This is a genomic window from Streptomyces sp. NPDC029122, assembly GCF_055569445.1.
In genome coordinates this window covers 55000-74863 of record NZ_JBVHWK010000007.1, presented here as the reverse complement: position 1 = coordinate 74863, position 19864 = coordinate 55000, and the positions used below count along the sequence as shown (strand labels likewise).

Below are 19864 nucleotides of genomic sequence, written 5' to 3'. Positions count from 1 at the left end.
TGGGGGCATGGACGGCGCGGCGGAGTTGTATTCGATCGGGGAGCTGGCCCGGAGGACGGGGTTGGCGGTGCGGACGATCCGCTTTTACTCCGATGAGGGGGTCGTCGTGCCGGCCTGTCGTAGTCGTGCCGGGTACCGGCTGTACGACGTCGACGCGCTGGTGCGGCTGGAGCTCGTACGGACGCTGCGGGAGCTGGGGGTGGGTCTGCCCAGTGTGCGGCGGGTGCTGGATCGGGAGCTGTCGGTGGCCGAGGTCGCCGCCGTGCAGGCCGATGCGGTGGAGGTGCAGATCCGGGCGTTGCGGTTGCGTCGGGCGGTGTTGCGGCTGGTGGCGGAGCGTGGGTCGGGTCTTGAGGAGGTTCGGTTGATGCACGAGGTGACGCGGGTGTCGGCGCAGGAGCGGCGGCGTTGGGTGGAGTTGTTGGTGGAGGGTGCGGATCCGTCGGTGGTGGCGATGGTGCGGGCCGCCGCGCCGGATCTGCCGGAGGATCCGTCGGTGGAGCAGGTGGCGGCGTGGGTGGAGTTGGCGGGGTTGGTGGGGGACGCGGGGTTCCGGGAGGTGTTCCGGCGGGGTCCGGGGGTGGAGGGACCGGTTGATCCGCGGGTGGAGCGGTACTGGCGGTTGGTGTGGGTGGTGAACGGGTGGGAGGTGGTGCCGGGGTTGGTGCCTTAGGTTGAGGGGATCGTTGGTGTGGGTGGGAGGTTTGGGTGAGTGAGAAGGCTCGGCTGCTTTTCGAGGCGCTGGATTTGAATCATGACGGGCGGTTGACGCGTGCGGAGGTGATTTCGGCGCTGCGGGCGAAGGGGCCGACGTTGGCGGCTCGGGGGGTTCTGCCGGCGTGGGGCGTGGGGGACGCGGCTGCGTCGTCGGCGTTGTTCGATGCGGCGGACAAGAACGGTGATGCGGTGTTGTCGTTGGAGGAGTTCGAGGCCGAGGTGGATCGTCGCTTCGGGTGGTGATCCGGTTTTGAACGAGGTCGCCGGGCCGTCCCTTGGGGGCGGCCCGGCGGTGTTTTCGGGGGGTGTCAGCGGACGGGGTCGCCGATGTGGTGGATGCGGACGAGGTTGGTCTTGCCGCTGACGCCGGGGGGTGAGCCGGCGGTGATGACGACGATGTCGCCGGGGACGCAGCGTCCGATGCGCAGGAGTTCTTCTTCGACCTGGGCGACCATGGCGTCGGTGGAGTCGACGTGGGGGCCGAGGAAGGTTTCGACGCCCCAGGTGAGGTTGAGCTGGGAGCGGGTGGCGGGGTCGGGGGTGAAGGCGAGGAGGGGGATGGGGCTGCGGTAGCGGGAGAGGCGTCGGACGGTGTCGCCGCTCTGGGTGAAGGCGACGAGGAATTTGGCCTCGAGGAAGTCGCCCATTTCGGCGGCGGCGCGGGCGACGGCTCCGCCTTGGGTGCGGGGTTTGTTGCGGTCGGTGAGCGGGGGGAGGCCTTTGGCGAGGATGTCTTCTTCGGCGGCTTCGACGATGCGGGCCATGGTGCGGACGGTTTCGACGGGGTATTTGCCGACGCTGGTTTCGCCGGAGAGCATGACGGCGTCGGTGCCGTCGATGACGGCGTTGGCGACGTCGGAGGCTTCGGCGCGGGTGGGGCGGCTGTTGTCGATCATCGAGTCGAGCATTTGGGTGGCGACGATGACGGGTTTGGCGTTGCGTTTGGCGAGCTTGATGGCGCGCTTTTGGACGATGGGGACGTGTTCGAGGGGCATTTCGACGCCGAGGTCGCCTCGGGCGACCATGATGCCGTCGAAGGCGGCGACGATGTCGTCGATGTTCTCCACGGCTTGGGGCTTTTCGATTTTGGCGATGACGGGGAGGCGTCGGCCTTCTTCGTCCATGATGCGGTGGACGTCGTCGATGTCGCGGCCGGTGCGGACGAAGGAGAGGGCGATGACGTCGGCGCCGGTGCGCAGGGCCCAGCGGAGGTCTTCGATGTCCTTGTCGGAGAGGGCGGGGACGGAGACGGCGACGCCGGGGAGGTTGAGGCCCTTGTGGTCGGAGACCATGCCGCCTTCGATGACGCGGGTGTGGACGCGGGGGCCGTCGACGGCGGTGACTTCGAGGGTGACGCGTCCGTCGTCCACGAGGATGCGTTCGCCGGTGGTGACGTCTTGGGCGAGGCCCGTGTAGGTGGTGCCGCAGGTGTGGCGGTCGCCCGGGTGCTGTTCGGTGGTGATGGTGAATTCGTCGCCGCGTTCAAGGAGTACGGGGCCTTCGTGGAAGCGGCCGAGGCGGATCTTCGGGCCTTGTAGGTCGGCGAGGATGCCGACGCTGCGGCCGGTTTCGTCGGAGGCCTTGCGTACGCGTTGGTAGCGCTCCTCGTGTTCGGCGTAGGTGCCGTGGCTGAGGTTGAGTCGGGCGATGTCCATTCCGGCTTCGACCAGGGCTTTGATCTGGTCGTATGAGTCGGTGGCGGGGCCCAGGGTACATACGATTTTCGCTCGGCGCATGGGTCGAGGGTATGCCCTACCGGGGGGTAGGAAATGTGGTGCTGGTGTCTCGTCAACGAGCTTTGGGAGAAGGCTTGTTGACATTTATTGAATGTGCGTGGGGGTGCTCTGATGAGCACCCCCGCGGGGTGTTCTCAGAGCTGTGGCGGGGTCATGGTGAAGCGGGCGTTGACCTGGGCGTGGACGGTCTGACGCTGTGGTTCGAGGTCGAGGGGCGGGGCGCCGGCGTCGTCGGCGGGGGCGGCGAAGGCCATGGTGCGCATTCCGCTGCCGCCCGGGGGGTAGGGGGTGGCGTCTTCGGCTCCGAGGTCGGCGAGTTCGACGAGGGAGGCGAGGTCGGCGCCGAGGGCGTGGGCGTATTCGCGGGCGCGTTGGACGGCTTCGAGTACGGCTTGGCGGCGGGCTTCGCCGTGGGCGGGTGAGGTGGGGCGCAGGGCCCACCAGGGGCCGTCGACCTGGGTGAGTTCGAGGTCGGCGAGGCGGGTGGTGAGTTCGCCGAGGGTGGTGAAGTCGTTGAGTTCGGCGGTGATGTGGACGCGGCCGCAGTAGGCGCGGACGCGTTCGCCGCGGCCGTGGCGGGTGAGTTCGGGGGTGATGGAGAAGGCGCCGGTTTCGAGTTTCTCGACGGGTTCGCCGTAGCTCTTGACGAGTTCGAGGACGGTGTTGTTGCGGCGGGTGAGGTCTTCGAGGGCGGTGCGGCGGTCGGTGCCGCGGGCGCTGACGGTGATTCCGATGCGGGCGATTTCGGGGTCGACTTCGAGGCGGGCTTCGCCGCGGACGGCGACGCGGGGGACTTCGGGGGTTCCGTAGGGCTGGTGCGTGGTGCGGGCGGGTTCCTGGGTCATGGTTTCACTGTTGCATCCGGGTCCGTTCTGGTGTGGTCATCGGATCGCAACCCGTGGGGGGTGTTGCGGCTTGTTACTCGTGAGTCAGAATCTACGCGCGTTGTTCACGCCTCAATACACGCCTCACAAGGGGAGATGACAATGGCGTTTGACCGTAGGACTTTCATTGGGGCTTCGGCCGCCACGGGTGCCGCTGTGGCGATCGCGGGGGCCACGAGCTCTCCGGCCGCGGCTGCGGCCGTGCCGTCGAAGGGGTCGAAGACGTACGCGTTCACCGTGATGGGTACGACCGATCTGCACGGGAACGTCTTCAACTGGGACTACTTCACGGACAAGGAGTTCGACGACAAGGCGCACAACGACGTCGGTCTGGCGAAGATCTCGACGCTGGTGGAGCAGGTCCGCGCGGAGAAGGGGCGCGGCAATGCGCTCCTGATCGACGCGGGTGACACGATCCAGGGGACGCAGCTGTCGTACTACTACGCGAAGGTGGATCCGATCACCGCGCGGCGGGGTCCGGTACATCCGATGGCGCAGGCGATGAACGCGATCGGGTACGACGCGGCGGCGCTGGGGAACCACGAGTTCAACTACGGCATTCCGGTGCTGCGCAAGTTCGAGGAGCAGTGTGATTTCCCGCTGCTGGGGGCGAACGCGCTGGACGCGAAGACGCTGCGGCCGGCGTTCCCGCCGTACAGCATGCACCGGCTGCGGACCCCGCACGGGCGGGACGTGAAGGTGGCGGTGCTGGGCCTGACGAATCCGGGCATCGCGATCTGGGACAAGGCGAACGTGCAGGGGAAGATGACGTTCCCGGGGCTGGAGGAGCAGGCGGCGAAGTACGTGCCGCGGCTGCGGTCGATGGGTGCGGACGTGGTGATCGTGTCGGCGCATTCGGGGTCGAGCGGTACGTCTTCGTACGGTGACCAGCTGCCGTACGTGGAGAACGCGGCGGGTCTGGTGGCGGAGCAGGTGCCGGGGATCGACGCGATCCTGGTGGGGCACGCGCACACGGAGATCCCGGAGTACCGGGTGAGGAACAAGGCGACCGGCAAGGACGTGGTGCTGTCGGAGCCGCTGAAGTGGGGGCAGCGGCTGACGCTGTTCGACTTCGAGCTGGCGTGGGAGCGGGGCCGCTGGTCGGTGGCGAAGGTGTCGGCGAGGGTGCTGAACTCGAACACGGCCGCCGAGGACCCGAAGATCACGGGGTTGCTGTCGGACGAGCACCGCAAGGTGGTGGCGTACGTCAACCAGGTGATCGGGACGTCGACTCAGGCGATGGCGTCGGCCGAGGGGCCGGTGAAGGACGTGCCGATCATCGATCTGATCAACCATGTGCAGGCGGAGACGGTGAAGGCGGCCCTGGCCGGTTCCGAGTGGGGGGCCCTGCCGGTGCTGTCGCAGGCCTCCTGTTTCTCCCGGACGGCGGCGATACCGGCCGGGCAGGTGACGATCAGGGATGCGGCGGGGCTGTACCCGTTCGAGAACACGCTGGAGGCGCGGCTCCTCACGGGTGCGCAGCTGAAGGACTACCTGGAGTATTCCGCGCGGTACTTCGTGCGGACGGCCGCGGGCGGTGCGGTGGATCCGGCGAAGCTGACGAACGCGGAGGGCATCCCGGACTACAACTACGACGCGGTGTACGGGCTGACGTACGACATCGACATCGCGCAGCCGGTGGGTTCGCGGATCACGGGGTTGTCGTTCGAGGGGAAGCCGGTGGATCCGGCGGCGCGGTTCGTGTTCGCGGTGAACAATTACCGGGCTTCGGGTGGTGGGGCGTTCCCGCACGTGGCGCAGGCGAAGCAGTTGTGGGCGAACTCGGACGAGATCCGCAACACGATCATCCAGTGGGTGAAGGCGAAGGGCACGGTGGATCCGGCGGGGTTCGCTTCGGTGGACTGGCGGCTGACGCGGGCGGGCGTGCCGGTGTTCTAGGCGTTCCGGTCGTCTCGTGCGGTGTGTGGCCGGGTCCTGCTGTGGCGGGTCCCGGCCGTTCGCGTCAGGGGTGCTCGACGAGGGGGCGGAGGTCCACCTGGGGGCGGGTGGGGGTGCGTTGTTCGAGGCCGAAGGTGGTGAAGGCGGTGCGCTGGGGCTGGGGGTAGGGCTCTTTGCCGGTGAGGGTGTTGAGGATGGCGGCGCTGCGCCAGGCGGCGAGCCCGAGGTCGGGGGTGCCGACGCCGTGGGTGTGGCGTTCCCCGTTCTGGACGAAGACGCTGCCGCTGACGGAGGGGTCGAGGATCATGCGGTAGCGGTCGTCGATGCGGGGGCGGCCGGAGGAGTCCTTGCGCATGTAGGGGTCGAGGCCGGCGAAGAGGCTGGTGAGGGGGCGTTCCTTGTAGCCGGTGGCGAGCACGACGGCGTCGGTGGTGAGGCGGGAGCGGGTGCCTTGCTGGGTGTGTTCGAGGTGGAGTTCGACCTTGGTGGTGGCGACGCGGCCGGCGGTGCGGACGGTGACTCCGGGGGTGAGGACGGTGTCGGGCCAGCCGCCGTGGAGGGTGCGGCGGTAGAGCTCTTCGTGGATGGCGGCGATGGTGGCGGCGTCGATGCCCTTGTGGAGTTGCCATTGGGCGGGGACGAGCCGGTCGCGGACGGCTTCGGGGAGGTCGTGGAAGTAGCGGGTGTAGTCGGGGGTGAAGTGTTCGAGGCCGAGCTTGGAGTACTCCATGGGGGCGAAGGATGGGGTGCGGGCGAGCCAGGTGAGGCGTTCGCGGCCGGCGGGGCGGGCGCGGAGGAGGTCGAGGAAGACTTCGGCTCCTGACTGGCCGGATCCGATGACGGTGACGTGTTCGGCGCCGAGGATGCGCCGGCGGTTGTCGAGGTAGTCGGCGGAGTGGATGACGGGGACGGTGGGGGCGTCGGCGAGGGGGCGCAGGGGTTCGGGGACGTAGGGGGCGGTGCCGATGCCGAGGACGAGGTTGCGGGTGTGGGTGCGGCCGAGGGCTTCGGCTTCTCCGTCGGCGTCGAGCTGGGTGTAGTCGACTTCGAAGAGGTCGCGTTCGGGGTTCCAGCGGACGGCGTCGACCTGGTGGCCGAAGTGGAGTCCGGGGAGGCGGCCGGCCACCCAGCGGCAGTAGGCGTCGTATTCGGCGCGCTGGATGTGGAACTGCTCGGCGAAGTAGAAGGGGAAGAGCCGTTCCTTGTGCTTGAGGTAGCTGAGGAAGGTCCAGGGGCTGGTGGGGTCGGCGAGGGTGACGAGGTCGGCGAGGAAGGGGACTTGGAGGGTGGCTCCGTCGAGGAGGAGTCCGGGGTGCCAGCGGAAGTCGCGGCGCTGGTCGTAGAAGGCGGTGGCGAGCCGGTCCGCGCCGTGTTGGGGGAGGCCGTGGGCGAGGGCGGCGAGGGACAGGTTGAAGGGGCCGATGCCGATTCCGACGAGGTCGTGGGGTGCATCGAGCTGGGCGGTCATCGGTGGGTGCTGCCTTCCAGGAGGGCGACGAGGGTGTCCAGGTCCCGCGGGGTGGTGTGGGGGTTGAGCAGGGTCGCCTTGAGCCAGAGGCGGCCGTCGGCGCTGGCGCGGCCGAGGACGGCGGTGCCGTCGTGGAGGAGGGTGCGGCGCAGGGCGGGGAGCTGGTCGTCGTCCGTGGGGGTGGGCCGGAAGAGGACCGTGGTGAGGGTGGGGCGCGCGTGGAGTTCGAAGCCGGGGTGTGCGTCGAGGAGGTCGGCGAGCCGGTGGGCTGTGGCGCAGGTGCGGTCGATGAGCCGGGCGAGGCCGTCGCGGCCGAGTGAGCGGAGGGTGGCGGCGATCTTGAAGGCGTCGGGGCGGCGGGTGGTGCGCAGGGAGCGGCCGAGGAGGTCGGGGAGGCCGGCTTCGGTGTCGTCGGTGGCGTTGAGGTAGTCGGCCTGGTGGGCGAGGGGTGCCAGGTGGGTGGTGTCGGGGACGGCGAGCAGGCCTGCGGCGACGGGTTGCCAGCCGAGTTTGTGCAGGTCGAGGGTGAGGGAGCGGGCGCGGTGGAGGCCGCTCAGCTTGGCGCGGTGGCGGGGGCTGAAGGTGAGGGCTCCGCCGTAGGCGGCGTCGACGTGGAGTTCGGCGTGGTGGCGTGCGCAGACGTCGGCGAGGGCGTCGAGGGGGTCGATGAGGCCGGCGTCGGTGGTGCCCGCGGTGGCGGTGACGAGGGCGGGTCGGGGGGTGCGGGTGAGGGCGGCGTCGAGGGTGGCGGGGTCGAGGGTGCCGGTGGGGGTGGGGAGGGTGGTGGTGGGTGGGAGGCCGAGGAGCCAGGCGGCGCGGGGGATGGAGTGGTGGGCGTTGGCTCCGTGGAGGACGGCGAGGCCGGGGCCGTGGCGTTCGCGGGCGAGGAGGAGGGCCAGTTGGTTGGCTTCGGTGCCGCCGGTGGTGAGGAGGGCGTCGGCGCGGGGGGTGTCGTAGAACTCGGCGGCGAGGGTGCGGGTGAGGAGGGCTTCGATGGCGGAGGCGGCGGGGGCCTGGTCCCAGGAGTCCAGTGAGGGGTTGAGGGCGCTGACGGCGAGGTCGGCGGCGGCCGCGACGGCGAGCGGGGGGCAGTGCAGGTGGGCGGCGCAGAGGGGGTGGGCGGGGTCGGCGGCGCCCGCGGCGAGGGTGTGGACGAGGGTGGCGAGGGCTTCGTGGTCGCCGGTGCCGTGGGCGGGGAGGAGGCCGGTGTCGCCGAGGGCGGCGTGGACGCGGGCGGTGGTGGTGGCGGGGCCGCCGGCGGGGAGGGGGCCCTTGCGCGCGGCGGCGCCGGTGCGGAGGGCGGTGAGGACGGTGTCGAGGAGGGGCCGGAGGGCGTCGGTGCCGTGGGCTCCGCCGGCGAGCGGGGGCGCGGGCGCTGGCGCTGGCTCGGTCATGGGGCCTCCGGGGCGGGCGGACCGGCGGATCCGCTGCGCGGGGGCCGGGGGTGGGCGGGACACCCTGCCGGTACAACGATGGAGACCCGAATGGGGTAACCGGTTGGGGGCCGGTGGTTGCCGGTGGCCTGCCGGGCGTCGCGGGGGGCCTGCCCGGCCTGCCGGTGGTCGCCGGTGGCGTGCCGGGCGTCGCGGGGGCCGGGCGTTTGGGGCCGTCCGCCGCGTCTGCCGCTGTGCGGGGCCGTTCCCTGCCTGTCGTCGCGTCGCTCCCCCGGGCCGGGCCCGGGCATGGGTGAGCGCCGCAGTTGCCAGGTCAGAACCAACTGCGGCGCTCGGTACAAGACCCCTGAGGGGGCGGGTGGGTCAGCTCGTGGCGAGCAGGGTGAGGGTGTCGATCACGCGGTTGGAGAAGCCCCACTCGTTGTCGTACCAGGCGACGACCTTGATGTGGCGGCCCTCGACGCGGGTGAGCTCGGAGTCGAAGATCGAGGAGGCGGGGTTGCCCGTGATGTCGGAGGACACCAGCGGGTCGTCCGAGTACTCGAGTACGCCGGCCAGCGGGCCCTCGGCCGCGGTCCGGTAGGCCTCGAGGACCTGCTCGCGGGTCACGTCGCGGGCGACGGTGGTGTTGAGCTCGACGATCGAGCCCACGGGCACCGGTACGCGGATCGAGTCGCCCGACAGCTTGCCGTCGAGGTTCGGCAGGACGAGGCCGATGGCCTTCGCGGCGCCCGTCGAGGTGGGCACGATGTTGACGCCGGCGGCGCGGGCGCGGCGCGGGTCGCGGTGGGGGCCGTCCTGGAGGTTCTGCTCCTGGGTGTAGGCGTGCACCGTGGTCATGAAGCCGTGCTCGATGCCGGCGAGCCGGTCCAGTACGGCGGCCAGCGGCGCGAGTGCGTTGGTCGTGCAGGAGGCGTTCGAGACGATCGTGTGCGCGGCCGGGTCGTAGGCGTCGGTGTTGACCCCGTAGGCGAGGGTGACGTCGGCGCCGTCCGAGGGGGCGCTGACGAGGACCTTGCGGGCGCCGGCCTTGATGTGGGCGCGGGCGGCCTCGGCGGAGGTGAAGCGGCCGGTGGCCTCGAGGACGATGTCGATGCCGAGGTCGGCCCAGGGCAGCTGTGCCGGTTCCCGTTCGGCGAGGACCGTGATGCGGTGGCCGTCCACGACGAGGACGTTGCCGTCGACGCTGACCGGGCGGCCGAGGCGGCCGGAGGTGGTGTCGTAGGCGAGCAGCCGGGCGAGGGTGGCGGGCTCGGTGAGGTCGTTCACCGCGACGATCTCGAGGTCGCTGTCGCGTTCGAGGAGCGCGCGCAGCACGTTGCGTCCGATGCGGCCGAATCCGTTGATGGCGATGCGAGTCATGTGAGCTGTCCCTTCTGTTCGCGCCCTCAGGTTCGCCTTCCGCGTCCGACGGTGACAGGGGCGTGATCGCCACGGTTCGAAAGGATCTCGCCATCGGGTCGCCGTCCCCTTCGCGGGGGCCGGTCAGGTGCCGTGGGTGAAGGTGCGGCGGTATTCGGTGGGGGTGGTGTCGAGGATGCGCTGGAAGTGCAGGCGCAGGTTGGCGCCGGTGCCGAGGCCGACGTCGGCGGCGATCTGCTCGACGCCGCGTTCGGAGCGTTCGAGCAGTTCGCGGGCGAGGTCGATGCGGGCGCGCATGACCCATTGCATGGGGGTGTAGCCGGTGTCCTCGACGAAGCGGCGGGAGAAGGTCCGGGGGGATACGGCGGCGTGCTGGGCGAGGGCTTCGAGGGTGAGGGGTTCGCCGAGGCGGTGCAGGGCCCATTCGCGGGTGGCGGCGAAGCGTTCGCCGAGCGGTTCGGGGACGCTGCGCGGCACGTACTGGGCCTGGCCGCCGCTGCGGTAGGGGGCGGCGACCAGGCGGCGGGCGGCGTGGTTGGAGGCGGCGATGCCGAGGTCGCGGCGCAGGACGTGCAGGCACAGGTCGATGCCGGAGGCGGCGCCGGCGGAGGTGAGGACGCTGCCCTCGTCGACGAAGAGGACGTTCTCGTCGACGTGGACGAGGGGGTGTTTGGCGGCGAGGGCGCGGGCGTAGTGCCAGTGGGTGGTGGCCCGTTTGCCGTCGAGGAGGCCGGTGGCGGCGAGGGCGAAGGCGCCGGTGGAGATGGCGGCGAGCCGTGCGCCCCGGTGGTGGGCGGCGGTGAGGGCGTCGAGGACGGGGCGGGGCGGGTCGTCGCGGTCGGGGAAGCGGTAGCCGGGGACGAAGACGATGTCGGCCCAGGCGAGTGCGTCGAGGCCGTGGGTGACGTAGTACGAGAGGCCGTCGCCGCCGGTGACGAGTCCGGGTGCCGCTCCGCAGACGCGTACCTCGTACGGCATGCTCGCGCGGGTCGTGAAGACCTGTGCGGGGATGCCGACGTCGAGGGGTTTGGCGCCCTCGAGCACGAGGACGGCGACGCGGTGGAGGGGGGAGGACGGCACGGGACAAAGGGTACGCGGGTGGGCCCGTCGGGCGGCGGCGCGGTGCGGTGGCCGCCCGACGGGAGGGGTCGGGGCGGGTCAGGTGCCCCGGACCCGCAGGGCGCGGGCGAGGTCGTCGAGCTGGTCGGTGAGGGCGCGGCGCAGCATCGGGATGATCTCGGGGTTTTCGAGGCAGGTGTGGCCGGCCTGGAGGTTGGCCCGGTCGACGGCGTGGGTGGGGAAGGCCCAGCGGCCGGCGGCTTCCGCGATGGCGGGGCCGCGGCGGGCGGCGAGGGCGACGGCCTCGGGGTAGTAGCGGGGTACGTAGTCGCGTACGAGGTCGGCCTGTTCGGGTTGCCAGAAGCCGTGGGCGGTGGCGGTGAAGAGGTAGTTGGACAGGGTGTCGTCGTGGAAGAGGCGCTGCCAGGCGGCGGCCTTGGCTTCGGGGGTGGGCAGGGAGGCGTGGCAGCGGGCGGCGCCCTGCTGACCGGTGGCGCTGGGGTCGGCGGCGAGGGCGGCGTCGATGGCGGTGGCGTCGGCGGCGCCGAGTACGCAGAGGCGGGCGAGGATGCGCCAGCGCAGTTCGGGGTCGAGTTCGGGGCCGCCGGTGACGGTGCCGTCGGTGAGCCAGGCGGTGAGGGTGTCGGGCTGGGTGGCGCTGTCGATGAGGGCGCGTACGGCGGCGAGGCGCAGGCCGGGTTCGGTGCCGTCCTCGGTGCGGCGCAGGAGGGCGCGGGCGATGCCGGTGAGGGTGGTGAGGGCGGCGGTGCGCTGGTCGGGGGCGGTGTAGGAGTCGGCGACGTGGTCGCGGGCGAAGGTGAGGACGCCCTGGACGACGGCGAGGTCGGTTTCGTCGGGGAGGTGGGCTTCGGCGGTGGCGAGGTAGGCGGCGGGTGCGAGTTCGCCGTCGCGGACCATGTCGCGCAGGGAGCCCCAGACGACGGCGCGGGTGAGGGGGTCGGGGATGCGGGAGAGGTTGCGCCGGGCGGTTTCGAGGGAGGTGTCGTCGAGGCGGATCTTGGCGTAGCTGAGGTCGCCGTCGTTGAGGACGAGGAGGGCGGGGCGGGGGCCGGTGGCGGAGAGGACCTCGTCGGTGGGGACGTCGAGGTCGAGGAGTTCGGTGCGTTCGAGGGTGCCGTCGGCGGTGTGGTCGTAGGTGCCGGCGGTGATGCGGTGGGGGCGGCTGCCGTGGCGGTCGACGGTGAGGGTCCAGCCGCCGGTGTTCTCCTCGATGCGGGGGGTGAGGGTGTCGATGCCGGTGGTGCGCAGCCAGGTGTCGGCCCAGGTGTGGACGTCGCGGTCGGTGTGGGCGGCGAGGGAGTCCACGAAGTCGGCGAGGGAGGCGTTGGCGAATTTGTGGCGGGTGAAGTGGGTGTTGATGCCGGCGAGGAAGTCCTTCTCGCCGAGCCAGGCGACGAGCTGGCGCAGGGCGGAGGCGCCCTTGGCGTAGGAGATGCCGTCGAAGTTGAGGAGGGCGGAGGCGGTGTCGGGGACGTCGTCGGGGCCGGGGGCGACGGGGTGGGTGGAGGGGCGTTGGTCGGCGGCGTAGCCCCAGGGCTTGCGTTCCATGCCGAATTCGGTCCAGGTGCCGGTGAAGCGGGTGGCTTCGGTGAGGGTCTGGTAGCCCATGTATTCGGCGAAGGATTCGTTGAGCCAGATGTCGTCGAACCAGGCGAGGGTGACGAGGTCGCCGAACCACATGTGGGCCATTTCGTGGGCGATGACCATGGCGCGGCGCTGGCGTTCGGTGTCGGTGACGGCGGAGCGGAAGACGAATTCGTCGCGGAAGGTGACGAGCCCGGGGTTCTCCATGGCGCCCGCGTTGAATTCGGGGACGAAGGCCTGGTCGTAGGAGTCGAAGGGGTAGGGCTCGGTGAACTTCTCGTGGTAGCGGTCGAAGCAGGCGGTGGTGACGGAGAGGATCTCGTCGGCGTCGGCGTCGAGGTGGGGGGCGAGGGACTGGCGGCAGTGGATGCCGAAGGGCAGTCCGGCGTGGCTGGTGGTGACGCTGTGCCAGGGGCCGGCGGCGACGGCGGCGAGGTAGCTGGGGATGAGGGGGGTGGTGACGGACTGCCAGAGGCCTGCGGCGGCGGTGTCGCCGGTGGCGGGGCGGTCGACGACGCGGGTGGTGACGCTGTTGGTGAGGACGGTCCAGTGGGTGGGGGCGGCGACGGTGAATTCGAAGACGGCCTTCAGGTCGGGCTGGTCGAAGGCGGGGAAGACGCGCTGGACGTCGTCCATGAACATCTGGGAGTAGACGTACGTCTCCCCGTCGGCGGGGTCGGTGAAGCGGTGGAGTCCCTCGCCGGTGCGGGAGTAGCGCATGCGGGCGTCGATGCGCAGCTCGTGGGGGCCGGGGGTCAGGCCGGTGAGGGGGAGCCGGTTGCCGGTGAGGGTGGCGGGGTCGAGGGGGGTTCCGTCGAGGGTGGCGGAGTGCAGTGCGTCCGGCTTGAGCTCGATGAAGGTGTCCGCGGCGGTGCGGGCGGTGAACCGGATGACGGTGGCGGATTCGAAGGTCTCGTCGCCGGTGGTGAGGTCGAGGCCGACGACGTAGTGGTGGACGTCGAGGAGCTGGGCTCGGAGCTGCGCTTCGTTGCGCGTCAGTGCGGTCATGGGCCCATGCTGCCGGATGGCCGCGGCGGCTCCCAGGGCTGGCGGGGCCGGTCGTCGGCGGGGGTGTCTGCCGGGGCGGGGCGTCGTCCGGGGCTCGGCCGGGGCCGGGCGTCTGCCGGGAGCCGGGGCCGGGGCTCGGCCGGGGCCGGGTGTCGGCCCGGCTGCCGGCCCCGGTGGGTGCTACTCCTCGCCCGCGGCGATGGTCTCGTGGTGGCGGATGACCTCGGCGATGATGAAGTTGAGGAGTTTTTCGGCGAAGGCCGGGTCGAGTTTGGCGCTCTCGGCGAGCTGGCGCAGGCGGGCGATCTGGCTGGCCTCGCGGCCCGGGTCGGCCGGGGGCAGCTGGTGCTTGGCCTTGAGGTGGCCGACCTGCTGGGTGCACTTGAAGCGCTCGGCGAGCATGTGGACCACGGCCGCGTCGATGTTGTCGATGCTGTCGCGCAGGCGGGACAGTTCGGCGGTGACGTTCTCGTCGATCTCGTCGATGTCGCTGTTGTTCATGGTTCCCGAGAATACGTGCCGGGCGTCGCCGTCACCTCTGTCAGTCGGTCCGTGAGACGCGGGGTGCGGCCGGGGGCTCACGGCGGCCGGCGGCGGGGGCGGGCCCGGCCGGGAGGGAGCCGTCGGGGCGGGTGGCGGTCCGGCGGTGCGGATCAGGGCTTCGGGGCCGGTGCTGGTGCCGGTGACGTGGTGGTGTCCGGGGCGTCGCGCTCGTCCTTCCGGCCGGTTCGGTCCGGCCGGAAGGACGGGCGGAGGGGCCGGGACTAGAGGGTGGCCGCCGCGGCCTTGATGTCGGCGGCGAAGGTGGACACCTCGGTGTACACGCCGGGGTAGCCGGCCCGGGCGCAGCCCTCGCCCCAGCTGACGATGCCGACCTGGATCCAGGCGTTGCTGCTGTCGCGGCGGAACATGGGGCCGCCGGAGTCGCCCTGGCAGGTGTCGACGCCGCCCTGGGCGTAGCCGGCGCAGATCTCTTCGCTGGGGACGAGGTCGTTGCCGTAGGCGCTCTGGCAGGAGGCGTCGGAGACGAAGGGGACCTGGGCCTTCAGGAGGTAGCGCTGCTGGCTGCCGCCTTCGCGGGCGGCGCCCCAGCCGGCGACGGTGAAGGTGCCGCTGTCGTAGGCCTTGGTGTCGGCGATCTTGAGGGTGGCCAGGTTGATGGGCTGGGCGAGCTTGATCAGGGCCCAGTCCTTGCCCTTGCCGTTGTAGCCGGGGGCCTGGAGCACCTTGGTGGACCTGACCTTGATCGCGCTGGAGCTGTTGAGGTCGACGACGCCGGCGGTGGCGGTGATGGAGGTGTTGTTGCCGGAGCCGCTGACGCAGTGGGCGGCGGTGAGGACGATCTGCTGGGTGTAGAGGGATCCGCCGCAGCCCATGGAGAGGCGCACCATGAAGGGGAACTCCCCCTGGGCGGCGCGGGTTCCGCCGACGACGGGGGTGGGTGAGGCGTTGGCGCCGGCGGGCTGGAGGCTGACGGCGGCGAGGGTGACGGCGCCGACGGCGAGGGCGCGCTTGACGATCCGGCCAAGGGTGGTCACGGTCAACACACTGCCTTTCGTGGGGGGTTGGGCTGTGCGTGCCATCGGGTGAATGACGCGTCCATGACACAACCGCCGGAGCGGCGCCATCAAGACCGCCTTTTCGGACAAGTTCCGGCCCGCCCGTCCGGGGGACGGAACACCATTCATCGGGCGGCCACGAAAAGTTTCCTACCGGCCAGTAGACAGGGGTGCGGTTCTGGCCAACCCTGGTCAGTACATGTCAAGCCGTGACCGAGGAGCGCCCCCCATGCGCAGCACCCGCCGCATCCCCATGTCCCGTACCGCCGCCGCCGGCGTGGCCGTCGCCGCCGCCGTGATGACGCTGCTGCCGGCCACCGCCGCCGAGGCGGCCCCCGCGGCCGCCCCGGCCGCGGTCACCGCCTCCGCACCCGGCGGCAACGCGGCGATCCTCGGCATCGACTACGCCACGTGGCAGCGCGACGTGGCCGCCGTCATCGACGCCGCGCGCCCCGCCATCGAGCAGCGCATCGCCGCCTCCCCGGCCGGCGAGAAGCCCGCGATCGTCCTCGACATCGACAACTCCTCGCTGGAGACGGACTTCCACTGGTTCTGGACCTTCCCCACGCCCGCCATCGAGAAGGTGCGCGCGCTGACCCGGTACGCGGACGACCGGGGCGTGGCGATCTTCTTCGTCACCGCCCGGCCCGGGATCGTGTACTCCCTGACCGAGCACAACCTGAAGGCGGTCGGCTACCCGGTCGACGGACTGTACGTACGGGACCTGCCGGCACTGTTCGAGCAGGTCAGCGCGTACAAGACGGCCAAGCGCGCGGAGATCGAGGCGCGCGGCTACACGATCATCGCCAACATCGGGAACAACGAGAGCGACCTCGTCGGCGGCCACGCCGAACGCACCGTCAAGCTGCCGGACTACGGCGGCAAGCTGTCCTGACCGGCGCGGCCCGGGCGACCGCCGCGGGCGGTCGCGGCGGTCGGCGGACAACCTGGTGGTCCGGCCGCGGTTCAACGCGCCGACGTAGCGGGTAGTCATATGGCAACGCACGAGTGAAGCCGCGGGCCCGACCCCTCGCCAGGGGGCCGGGCCCGCGGCCTTTCGCGGCTCCGGGTCTTCCTCGGGTTGGGCCTTCCTCGGGTTAGGCCTTCTTCGGGCCGCCGCCCGGGCAGACCTGCCAGGCGAGGTGGTAGAGGGTGCTGACACTGGCGTCGGTGGAGTCCATGGCCATGAAGCTCGTGGAGGTCTGCGGGTTGGAGGTGCCGGCGTTCACGCGCAGTTCGGTGTTGATGTTGAAGTTCCGCTTTTCACCGCAGGGAGCCCAGACGAGGTCGGCGTATTCGGTCTTGTCGCTCGTCTGCCAGTTGTCGTTGAGGGGGCCGGTGAACTGGTGGGTCCGCTGGGACGTCTGCGGCATTCCCTGGAAGTAGTAGCTCGCCCTCTCCTGGCCCCAGGCGCCGGGCTGGAGGAACGCGAATCCGCGGTAGTCGGCCTGCACGATGGCGTAGGTGAAGCCGGACGGCACGTGGACGCGGAGATTGAGCTGGCAGTTCCTGCGGAAGGCGGTCGGCGGGGCGCCCGGGCCGACCTGCGCCATGTAGTCGCTGTACGTGACGGTGAAGGCCGTGTTGTCGGGGGCGACGGCGACCTGGGCGGTGCCTTCGCGGCAGCCGGAGCCGTTGACGGTGGCGAGTTCGATCACGATCTTGTCGGGCGGGGCGGTGATCGGGCCCGCGGCCACGGCGGGAGTGGACGCGGTGACCAGGGCGGCGGCCGCGGCGCCGACGAGCAGGACGCGGGTGCGGGTGCGGGTGCGGTTGCGGGACAGGGGGTGAGACATCGTTGTCACTCCTGACCTCCGGATCGGTCTCAGGCGCTGGCGTCAGCTGGCGGGGCATTCCTTCCACTCGAAGTGGTAGACGGTGCTGACGCTGCCGTCCGTCGAATCCATGCTCATGAAGCTCAGCGTCTGCGGGCTCGACGTGCCCGCGTAGACCCGCAGTTCGGTGTTGACGTTGAGGTTGCGCTCCTCGCCGCAGGGAGCCCAGACCAGGTCGGCGTACTCGGTGCGGTCGCCGGCCTGCCAGTTGTCCGTCAAGGGACCGTTGAACTGGTGGGTGGTGCGGGCCGTCTGGGGCGCGCCCTGGAAGTAGTAGTTCGCGCGCTCCTGTCCGTAGGCCCCGCGCTGGAGGTGGGCGAAGCCGCGGTAGTCGGCGCGGGCGATGGCGTACGTGTACCCCTGGGGGACGTGGATCCGCAGGGCCAGTTGGCAGTTCTTGCGGAACTCGGTGCCGCCGGAGCCGCCTCCGGTCTGCGCGAGGTAGTTGCTGTACGTGACGGTGAAGGCCGTGTTGTCGGAGGCGGCGGCGACGTTGGCGGTGCCCTGGGGGCAGCCCGAGCCGTTGACGCCGACGACGTCGACGGTGACGCGGCCGGGCGGCGGGACGTAGGACGGGCCTGCCTGGGCCTGGGCGGGCAGGGCCACGGCCGACAGCACTGCGACGGCGGCGCCGACGGCGATTCTGCGGAGCGGCATGTTCGGTTCTCCCTTTCACGCGGACGGGAACGTTTGCCGGATTCGGCGTGCACATGCCATCACGCTGCCGTCGGGGTGGGGAGGACGGGATACGGCCAAGGCCGCCGTCGCGCGTACCGCGCCCCTTTCCTGGCCGGAACGGGCGCGCCCCGCCCGTGCCCGGGGCCGCCCATCAGCGCGACCACGGACGGGCTGATCCACCGCGGCCCGCACGATGGCCCTTTTGATGCACCACCCGCCCGGGCCGCGACCGGGGCCGCCCCCGACCGCGCGCGTTCCGACCTCCAGCACCCGGGGCTCCGCGCCCGCGCCTCGGAGGCCGGCATCCGAGGCGCGCCACCCCAGAGGGGCCGTTCGCAGCCCGGGGAACGGGCGGAGGCCGGGGGCGCGGCAAGGCCCCCGCACGGCCGGGCCACACCACGCCGACCCGTCGGGCCGCGCCGGGGTGCCGGACGGGACCGGCCCTCGGACAGGTCCGAACCCGCGCAGGGCCGGACCACCCGGGCCGCACCATCCGAAGCCGGCCGACCGGCGCCGGAGAGGCCGGATCCCCGCGAAGCCGAACCCCGCGACGGCCGCACACGGCCGGCCGGACCGCGCCGGGCAGGACCGCCCGAGGCCGGACGGGACCAGACCCCCGCGGGACCGGCCCCTCCAACCACTGGGGGCCGGACGGCTGGCCGGAGCCGGACCGCGCCGGACCACCCGAAGCCGGCCGGACGGGACCCGACCCGCGCGGGACCGGCCCCTCCAACCGCTGGCCCGCCCAGAGCCGGGCCGCGCGGGCCTTGGGGCCCGGCGGCCGCGCGGGTCTGGAACGTCCCCGGGACCCGGAGCGTCGCCGCCCGGCCGTGGCGCGGGTCGACTCGGTGCCGGGAGGCCGGGCCCGGTCGTCGGAGGCCCTCCCCCAGCCGCCGCTACCCCGCCTACCGGGCTCCGTACACCGGCAGCGGCGGCTGCGATGCCGCCAGGAGTTTCGCCGCCGCCTCGCCCGCCTCCGACGGGGTCCAGCGGGCGCCGCGGTCGGTGGTGGGGCCCGGGCGCCAGCCCTCCATCACCGTGATCCGGCCGCCCTCCGCCTCGAACACCCGCCCCGTGACCCCCGCGGAGGCGTCCGAGCCGAGCCACACCACCAGCGGGGACACGTTCTCCGGGGCCATCGCGTCGAAGGCGCCTTCCCCCGGCGCCGCCATCGACTCGGCGAAGGTCTCCTCGGTCATCCGGGTCCGCGCCGCCGGGGCGATGGCGTTGACCTGGACCCCGTACCGGGCCATCTCGGCCGCCGCCACCAGGGTCAGGCCGAGGACGCCCGCCTTGGCCGCGCTGTAGTTGCCCTGGCCGACCGAGCCCAGCAGCCCCGCGCCCGAGGAGGTGTTGACCACCCGGGCGGCCCGCTGCCGCCCGGCCTTCGCCTCGGCCCGCCACCACGCGGCCGCCGACCGCAGCGGCAGGAAGTGTCCCTTCAGGTGCACCCGCATCACCGCGTCCCAGTCGGCCTCCCCCAGGTTGACCAGCATCCGGTCCCGCAGGAACCCGGCGTTGTTCACCAGGGTGTCCAGCCCGCCGAAGGAGGAGACGGCGCAGTCCACCAGCGAGGCCGCGCCCCCCTCCGACGCGATGTCCCCGCCGTGCGCCACCGCCTGCCCGCCCAGCGCCCGGATCTCCTCCACGACCAGCGTCGCCGGGCTGTCGGGCCCCGGCCGCCCGTCGATGTCCACGCCGAGGTCGTTGACGACCACCCGCGCGCCCTCCGCCGCGAAGGCCAAGGCGTGGGCCCGGCCCAGTCCCCGTCCCGCGCCCGTCACGATCACCACGCGTCCCTGCGCCATGCCCATCTCAGCTCTCCTCCCCGACCACTGCCCCGCCGGCCACTGCCCCGTCGCCCCTCGCCCCGTTGACCGTCGCCCCGCCGCCCCTCGCCCCGTTGACCGTCGCCGCGTCCAGGAACGCCGGGCGCTCCCCGCCCCCGTGCACCAGCAGGCTCGCTCCGCTCACGTACGCCGCCCGGTCCGAGGCCAGGAACACCGCCGCCTCCCCCACGTCGGAGGGTTCGGCCAGCCGGCCCAGCGGCACGGTGGCACCGACCGCCGCGATGCCCGCCTCGTCCCCGTAGTGCAGGTGCGCCAGCTCGGTCCGCACCATGCCCAGGACCAGCGAGTTGACGCGTACCCGGGGCGCCCATTCCACCGCCATCGAGCGGGCCAGGTTCTCCAGGCCCGCCTTGGCCGCGCCGTAGGCCGCCGTCCCGGGCGAGGGGCGGGTCCCGCTGACGCTGCCGATCATCACGACCGAGCCCCGGCTCTCGCGCAGCCACGGGTAGGCGGCGAGCGAGGCCGTCATCGGGGCCACCAGGTTGAGCTCGACGACCCGCGCGTGCCGCTCGGCCCCGCCCTCGCCCAGCAGCCGGTACGGGGTGCCGCCCGCGTTGTTCACCAGGCAGTCGAGCCGCCCGTACCGGCCGGCGACCGCGTCGAAGAACTCCCGTACGGCTGCCCCGTCGCGCAGGTCCACGGCGGTGAAGGCGGCCTGCCGCCCGTCCGCCGCCACCGGCTCCCGCGGCTCCCGCCGCGCGCAGACGACGACCTCCGCCCCCGCCGTGAGGAACGAACGCGCGATCCCGGCGCCCACGCCCCGGGTTCCGCCGGTGACGACCACGACCCTCCCGTTGAGCTCCATCGGCT

Annotated in this window: 17 protein-coding genes; 4 read left to right on the top strand and 13 right to left on the bottom strand. The window is 72.1% G+C overall.

The window, feature by feature from the left end:
* The first annotated feature begins 7 nt into the window (after positions 1 to 7).
* Both ACZ4WZ_RS11325 and ACZ4WZ_RS11320 read left to right on the top strand, forming a co-directional pair.
* The gene (locus ACZ4WZ_RS11325; RefSeq protein WP_467888233.1) at positions 8 to 673 is read left to right on the top strand and encodes a MerR family transcriptional regulator; all 666 of its coding nucleotides are present in this window, start codon (positions 8 to 10) and stop codon (positions 671 to 673) included.
* Between the two features lie 35 nt (positions 674 to 708).
* Complete coding sequence (locus ACZ4WZ_RS11320; RefSeq protein ID WP_467888230.1) at positions 709 to 960, top strand: EF-hand domain-containing protein; 252 nt, start codon at positions 709 to 711, stop codon at positions 958 to 960.
* A gap of 65 nt (positions 961 to 1025) precedes the next feature.
* On the opposite strand, the gene pyk is transcribed toward ACZ4WZ_RS11320, so the two are convergent.
* Together pyk and ACZ4WZ_RS11310 are read right to left on the bottom strand one after the other, a co-directional pair.
* Complete coding sequence (pyk, locus tag ACZ4WZ_RS11315; protein WP_467888227.1) at positions 1026 to 2453, bottom strand: pyruvate kinase; 1428 nt, start codon at positions 2451 to 2453, stop codon at positions 1026 to 1028.
* A 134-nt stretch (positions 2454 to 2587) separates the two neighbouring features.
* Complete coding sequence (locus ACZ4WZ_RS11310; protein ID WP_467888224.1) at positions 2588 to 3298, bottom strand: SIMPL domain-containing protein; 711 nt, start codon at positions 3296 to 3298, stop codon at positions 2588 to 2590.
* Positions 3299 to 3439: 141 nt separating this feature from the next.
* Here ACZ4WZ_RS11310 and ACZ4WZ_RS11305 point away from each other — a divergent pair, with 141 nt between their 5' ends.
* Complete coding sequence (locus ACZ4WZ_RS11305) at positions 3440 to 5236, top strand: bifunctional metallophosphatase/5'-nucleotidase (RefSeq protein WP_467888596.1); 1797 nt, start codon at positions 3440 to 3442, stop codon at positions 5234 to 5236.
* Positions 5237 to 5300: 64 nt separating this feature from the next.
* Here the strand turns inward: ACZ4WZ_RS11305 and ACZ4WZ_RS11300 are convergent, their stop codons facing one another.
* The 7 genes from ACZ4WZ_RS11300 to ACZ4WZ_RS11270 all read right to left on the bottom strand — a co-directional run bounded on the left by ACZ4WZ_RS11300 (position 5301) and on the right by ACZ4WZ_RS11270 (position 14715).
* Positions 5301 to 6704 (bottom strand): lysine N(6)-hydroxylase/L-ornithine N(5)-oxygenase family protein, encoded by a 1404-nt coding sequence (locus ACZ4WZ_RS11300; protein WP_467888222.1) that lies wholly within the window; start codon positions 6702 to 6704, stop codon positions 5301 to 5303.
* Complete coding sequence (locus ACZ4WZ_RS11295; protein WP_467888219.1) at positions 6701 to 8098, bottom strand: pyridoxal phosphate-dependent decarboxylase family protein; 1398 nt, start codon at positions 8096 to 8098, stop codon at positions 6701 to 6703. Before ACZ4WZ_RS11295 ends, ACZ4WZ_RS11300 begins: the two co-directional genes overlap by 4 nt.
* Before the next feature lie 363 nt (positions 8099 to 8461).
* Entirely contained in the window at positions 8462 to 9460 is a 999-nt protein-coding gene (gap, locus tag ACZ4WZ_RS11290; RefSeq protein ID WP_467888216.1) for a type I glyceraldehyde-3-phosphate dehydrogenase, read from the bottom strand.
* Between the two features lie 123 nt (positions 9461 to 9583).
* Positions 9584 to 10540: a GlxA family transcriptional regulator gene (locus ACZ4WZ_RS11285; RefSeq protein ID WP_388935237.1), complete on the bottom strand. Its 957-nt coding sequence runs from the start codon at positions 10538 to 10540 to the stop codon at positions 9584 to 9586.
* Between the two features lie 78 nt (positions 10541 to 10618).
* Positions 10619 to 13132 carry an aminopeptidase N gene (gene pepN, locus ACZ4WZ_RS11280; RefSeq protein ID WP_467888213.1) on the bottom strand — a complete coding sequence of 838 codons (2514 nt, stop codon included), beginning with the start codon at positions 13130 to 13132 and terminating at the stop codon, positions 10619 to 10621.
* Positions 13133 to 13312: 180 nt separating this feature from the next.
* Positions 13313 to 13633 (bottom strand): chorismate mutase, encoded by a 321-nt coding sequence (locus tag ACZ4WZ_RS11275; protein ID WP_125817182.1) that lies wholly within the window; start codon positions 13631 to 13633, stop codon positions 13313 to 13315.
* Between the two features lie 263 nt (positions 13634 to 13896).
* On the bottom strand, positions 13897 to 14715 hold the full coding sequence (locus ACZ4WZ_RS11270) for a serine protease (protein WP_467888210.1): 819 nt from the start codon (positions 14713 to 14715) through the stop codon (positions 13897 to 13899).
* 205 nt (positions 14716 to 14920) lie between these two features.
* Here ACZ4WZ_RS11270 and ACZ4WZ_RS11265 point away from each other — a divergent pair, with 205 nt between their 5' ends.
* Complete coding sequence (locus ACZ4WZ_RS11265) at positions 14921 to 15586, top strand: HAD family acid phosphatase (RefSeq protein WP_467888207.1); 666 nt, start codon at positions 14921 to 14923, stop codon at positions 15584 to 15586.
* Positions 15587 to 15788: 202 nt separating this feature from the next.
* On the opposite strand, the gene ACZ4WZ_RS11260 is transcribed toward ACZ4WZ_RS11265, so the two are convergent.
* The 4 genes from ACZ4WZ_RS11260 to ACZ4WZ_RS11245 all read right to left on the bottom strand — a co-directional run bounded on the left by ACZ4WZ_RS11260 (position 15789) and on the right by ACZ4WZ_RS11245 (position 19859).
* Positions 15789 to 16487 carry a DUF4360 domain-containing protein gene (locus ACZ4WZ_RS11260; RefSeq protein ID WP_467888205.1) on the bottom strand — a complete coding sequence of 233 codons (699 nt, stop codon included), beginning with the start codon at positions 16485 to 16487 and terminating at the stop codon, positions 15789 to 15791.
* 42 nt (positions 16488 to 16529) lie between these two features.
* Positions 16530 to 17183, bottom strand: a complete 654-nt coding sequence (locus ACZ4WZ_RS11255) for a DUF4360 domain-containing protein (protein ID WP_467888202.1) — start codon at positions 17181 to 17183, stop codon at positions 16530 to 16532.
* A gap of 926 nt (positions 17184 to 18109) precedes the next feature.
* On the bottom strand, positions 18110 to 19018 hold the full coding sequence (locus ACZ4WZ_RS11250) for an SDR family oxidoreductase (RefSeq protein WP_467888199.1): 909 nt from the start codon (positions 19016 to 19018) through the stop codon (positions 18110 to 18112).
* Between the two features lies 1 nt (position 19019).
* Positions 19020 to 19859, bottom strand: coding sequence for an SDR family oxidoreductase (locus ACZ4WZ_RS11245; protein WP_467888197.1), 840 nt, complete (start codon positions 19857 to 19859; stop codon positions 19020 to 19022).
* Positions 19860 to 19864: the final 5 nt, after the last annotated feature.

What these genes read in the sequence shown, in the direction of transcription:
- ACZ4WZ_RS11295 (WP_467888219.1), bottom strand. Translation starts at nt 8,098, where the DNA reads ATGACCGAGCCAGCGCCAGCGCCCGCGCCCCCGCTCGCCGGCGGAGCC.
- ACZ4WZ_RS11310 (WP_467888224.1), bottom strand. Translation starts at nt 3,298, where the DNA reads ATGACCCAGGAACCCGCCCGCACCACGCACCAGCCCTACGGAACCCCC.
- ACZ4WZ_RS11250 (WP_467888199.1), bottom strand. Translation starts at nt 19,018, where the DNA reads ATGGGCATGGCGCAGGGACGCGTGGTGATCGTGACGGGCGCGGGACGG.
- pepN (WP_467888213.1), bottom strand. Translation starts at nt 13,132, where the DNA reads ATGACCGCACTGACGCGCAACGAAGCGCAGCTCCGAGCCCAGCTCCTC.
- ACZ4WZ_RS11260 (WP_467888205.1), bottom strand. Translation starts at nt 16,487, where the DNA reads ATGTCTCACCCCCTGTCCCGCAACCGCACCCGCACCCGCACCCGCGTC.
- pyk (WP_467888227.1), bottom strand. Translation starts at nt 2,453, where the DNA reads ATGCGCCGAGCGAAAATCGTATGTACCCTGGGCCCCGCCACCGACTCA.
- ACZ4WZ_RS11275 (WP_125817182.1), bottom strand. Translation starts at nt 13,633, where the DNA reads ATGAACAACAGCGACATCGACGAGATCGACGAGAACGTCACCGCCGAA.
- ACZ4WZ_RS11265 (WP_467888207.1), top strand. Translation starts at nt 14,921, where the DNA reads ATGCGCAGCACCCGCCGCATCCCCATGTCCCGTACCGCCGCCGCCGGC.
- gap (WP_467888216.1), bottom strand. Translation starts at nt 9,460, where the DNA reads ATGACTCGCATCGCCATCAACGGATTCGGCCGCATCGGACGCAACGTG.
- ACZ4WZ_RS11270 (WP_467888210.1), bottom strand. Translation starts at nt 14,715, where the DNA reads ATGGCACGCACAGCCCAACCCCCCACGAAAGGCAGTGTGTTGACCGTG.
- ACZ4WZ_RS11255 (WP_467888202.1), bottom strand. Translation starts at nt 17,183, where the DNA reads ATGCCGCTCCGCAGAATCGCCGTCGGCGCCGCCGTCGCAGTGCTGTCG.
- ACZ4WZ_RS11300 (WP_467888222.1), bottom strand. Translation starts at nt 6,704, where the DNA reads ATGACCGCCCAGCTCGATGCACCCCACGACCTCGTCGGAATCGGCATC.
- ACZ4WZ_RS11325 (WP_467888233.1), top strand. Translation starts at nt 8, where the DNA reads ATGGACGGCGCGGCGGAGTTGTATTCGATCGGGGAGCTGGCCCGGAGG.
- ACZ4WZ_RS11305 (WP_467888596.1), top strand. Translation starts at nt 3,440, where the DNA reads ATGGCGTTTGACCGTAGGACTTTCATTGGGGCTTCGGCCGCCACGGGT.
- ACZ4WZ_RS11245 (WP_467888197.1), bottom strand. Translation starts at nt 19,859, where the DNA reads ATGGAGCTCAACGGGAGGGTCGTGGTCGTCACCGGCGGAACCCGGGGC.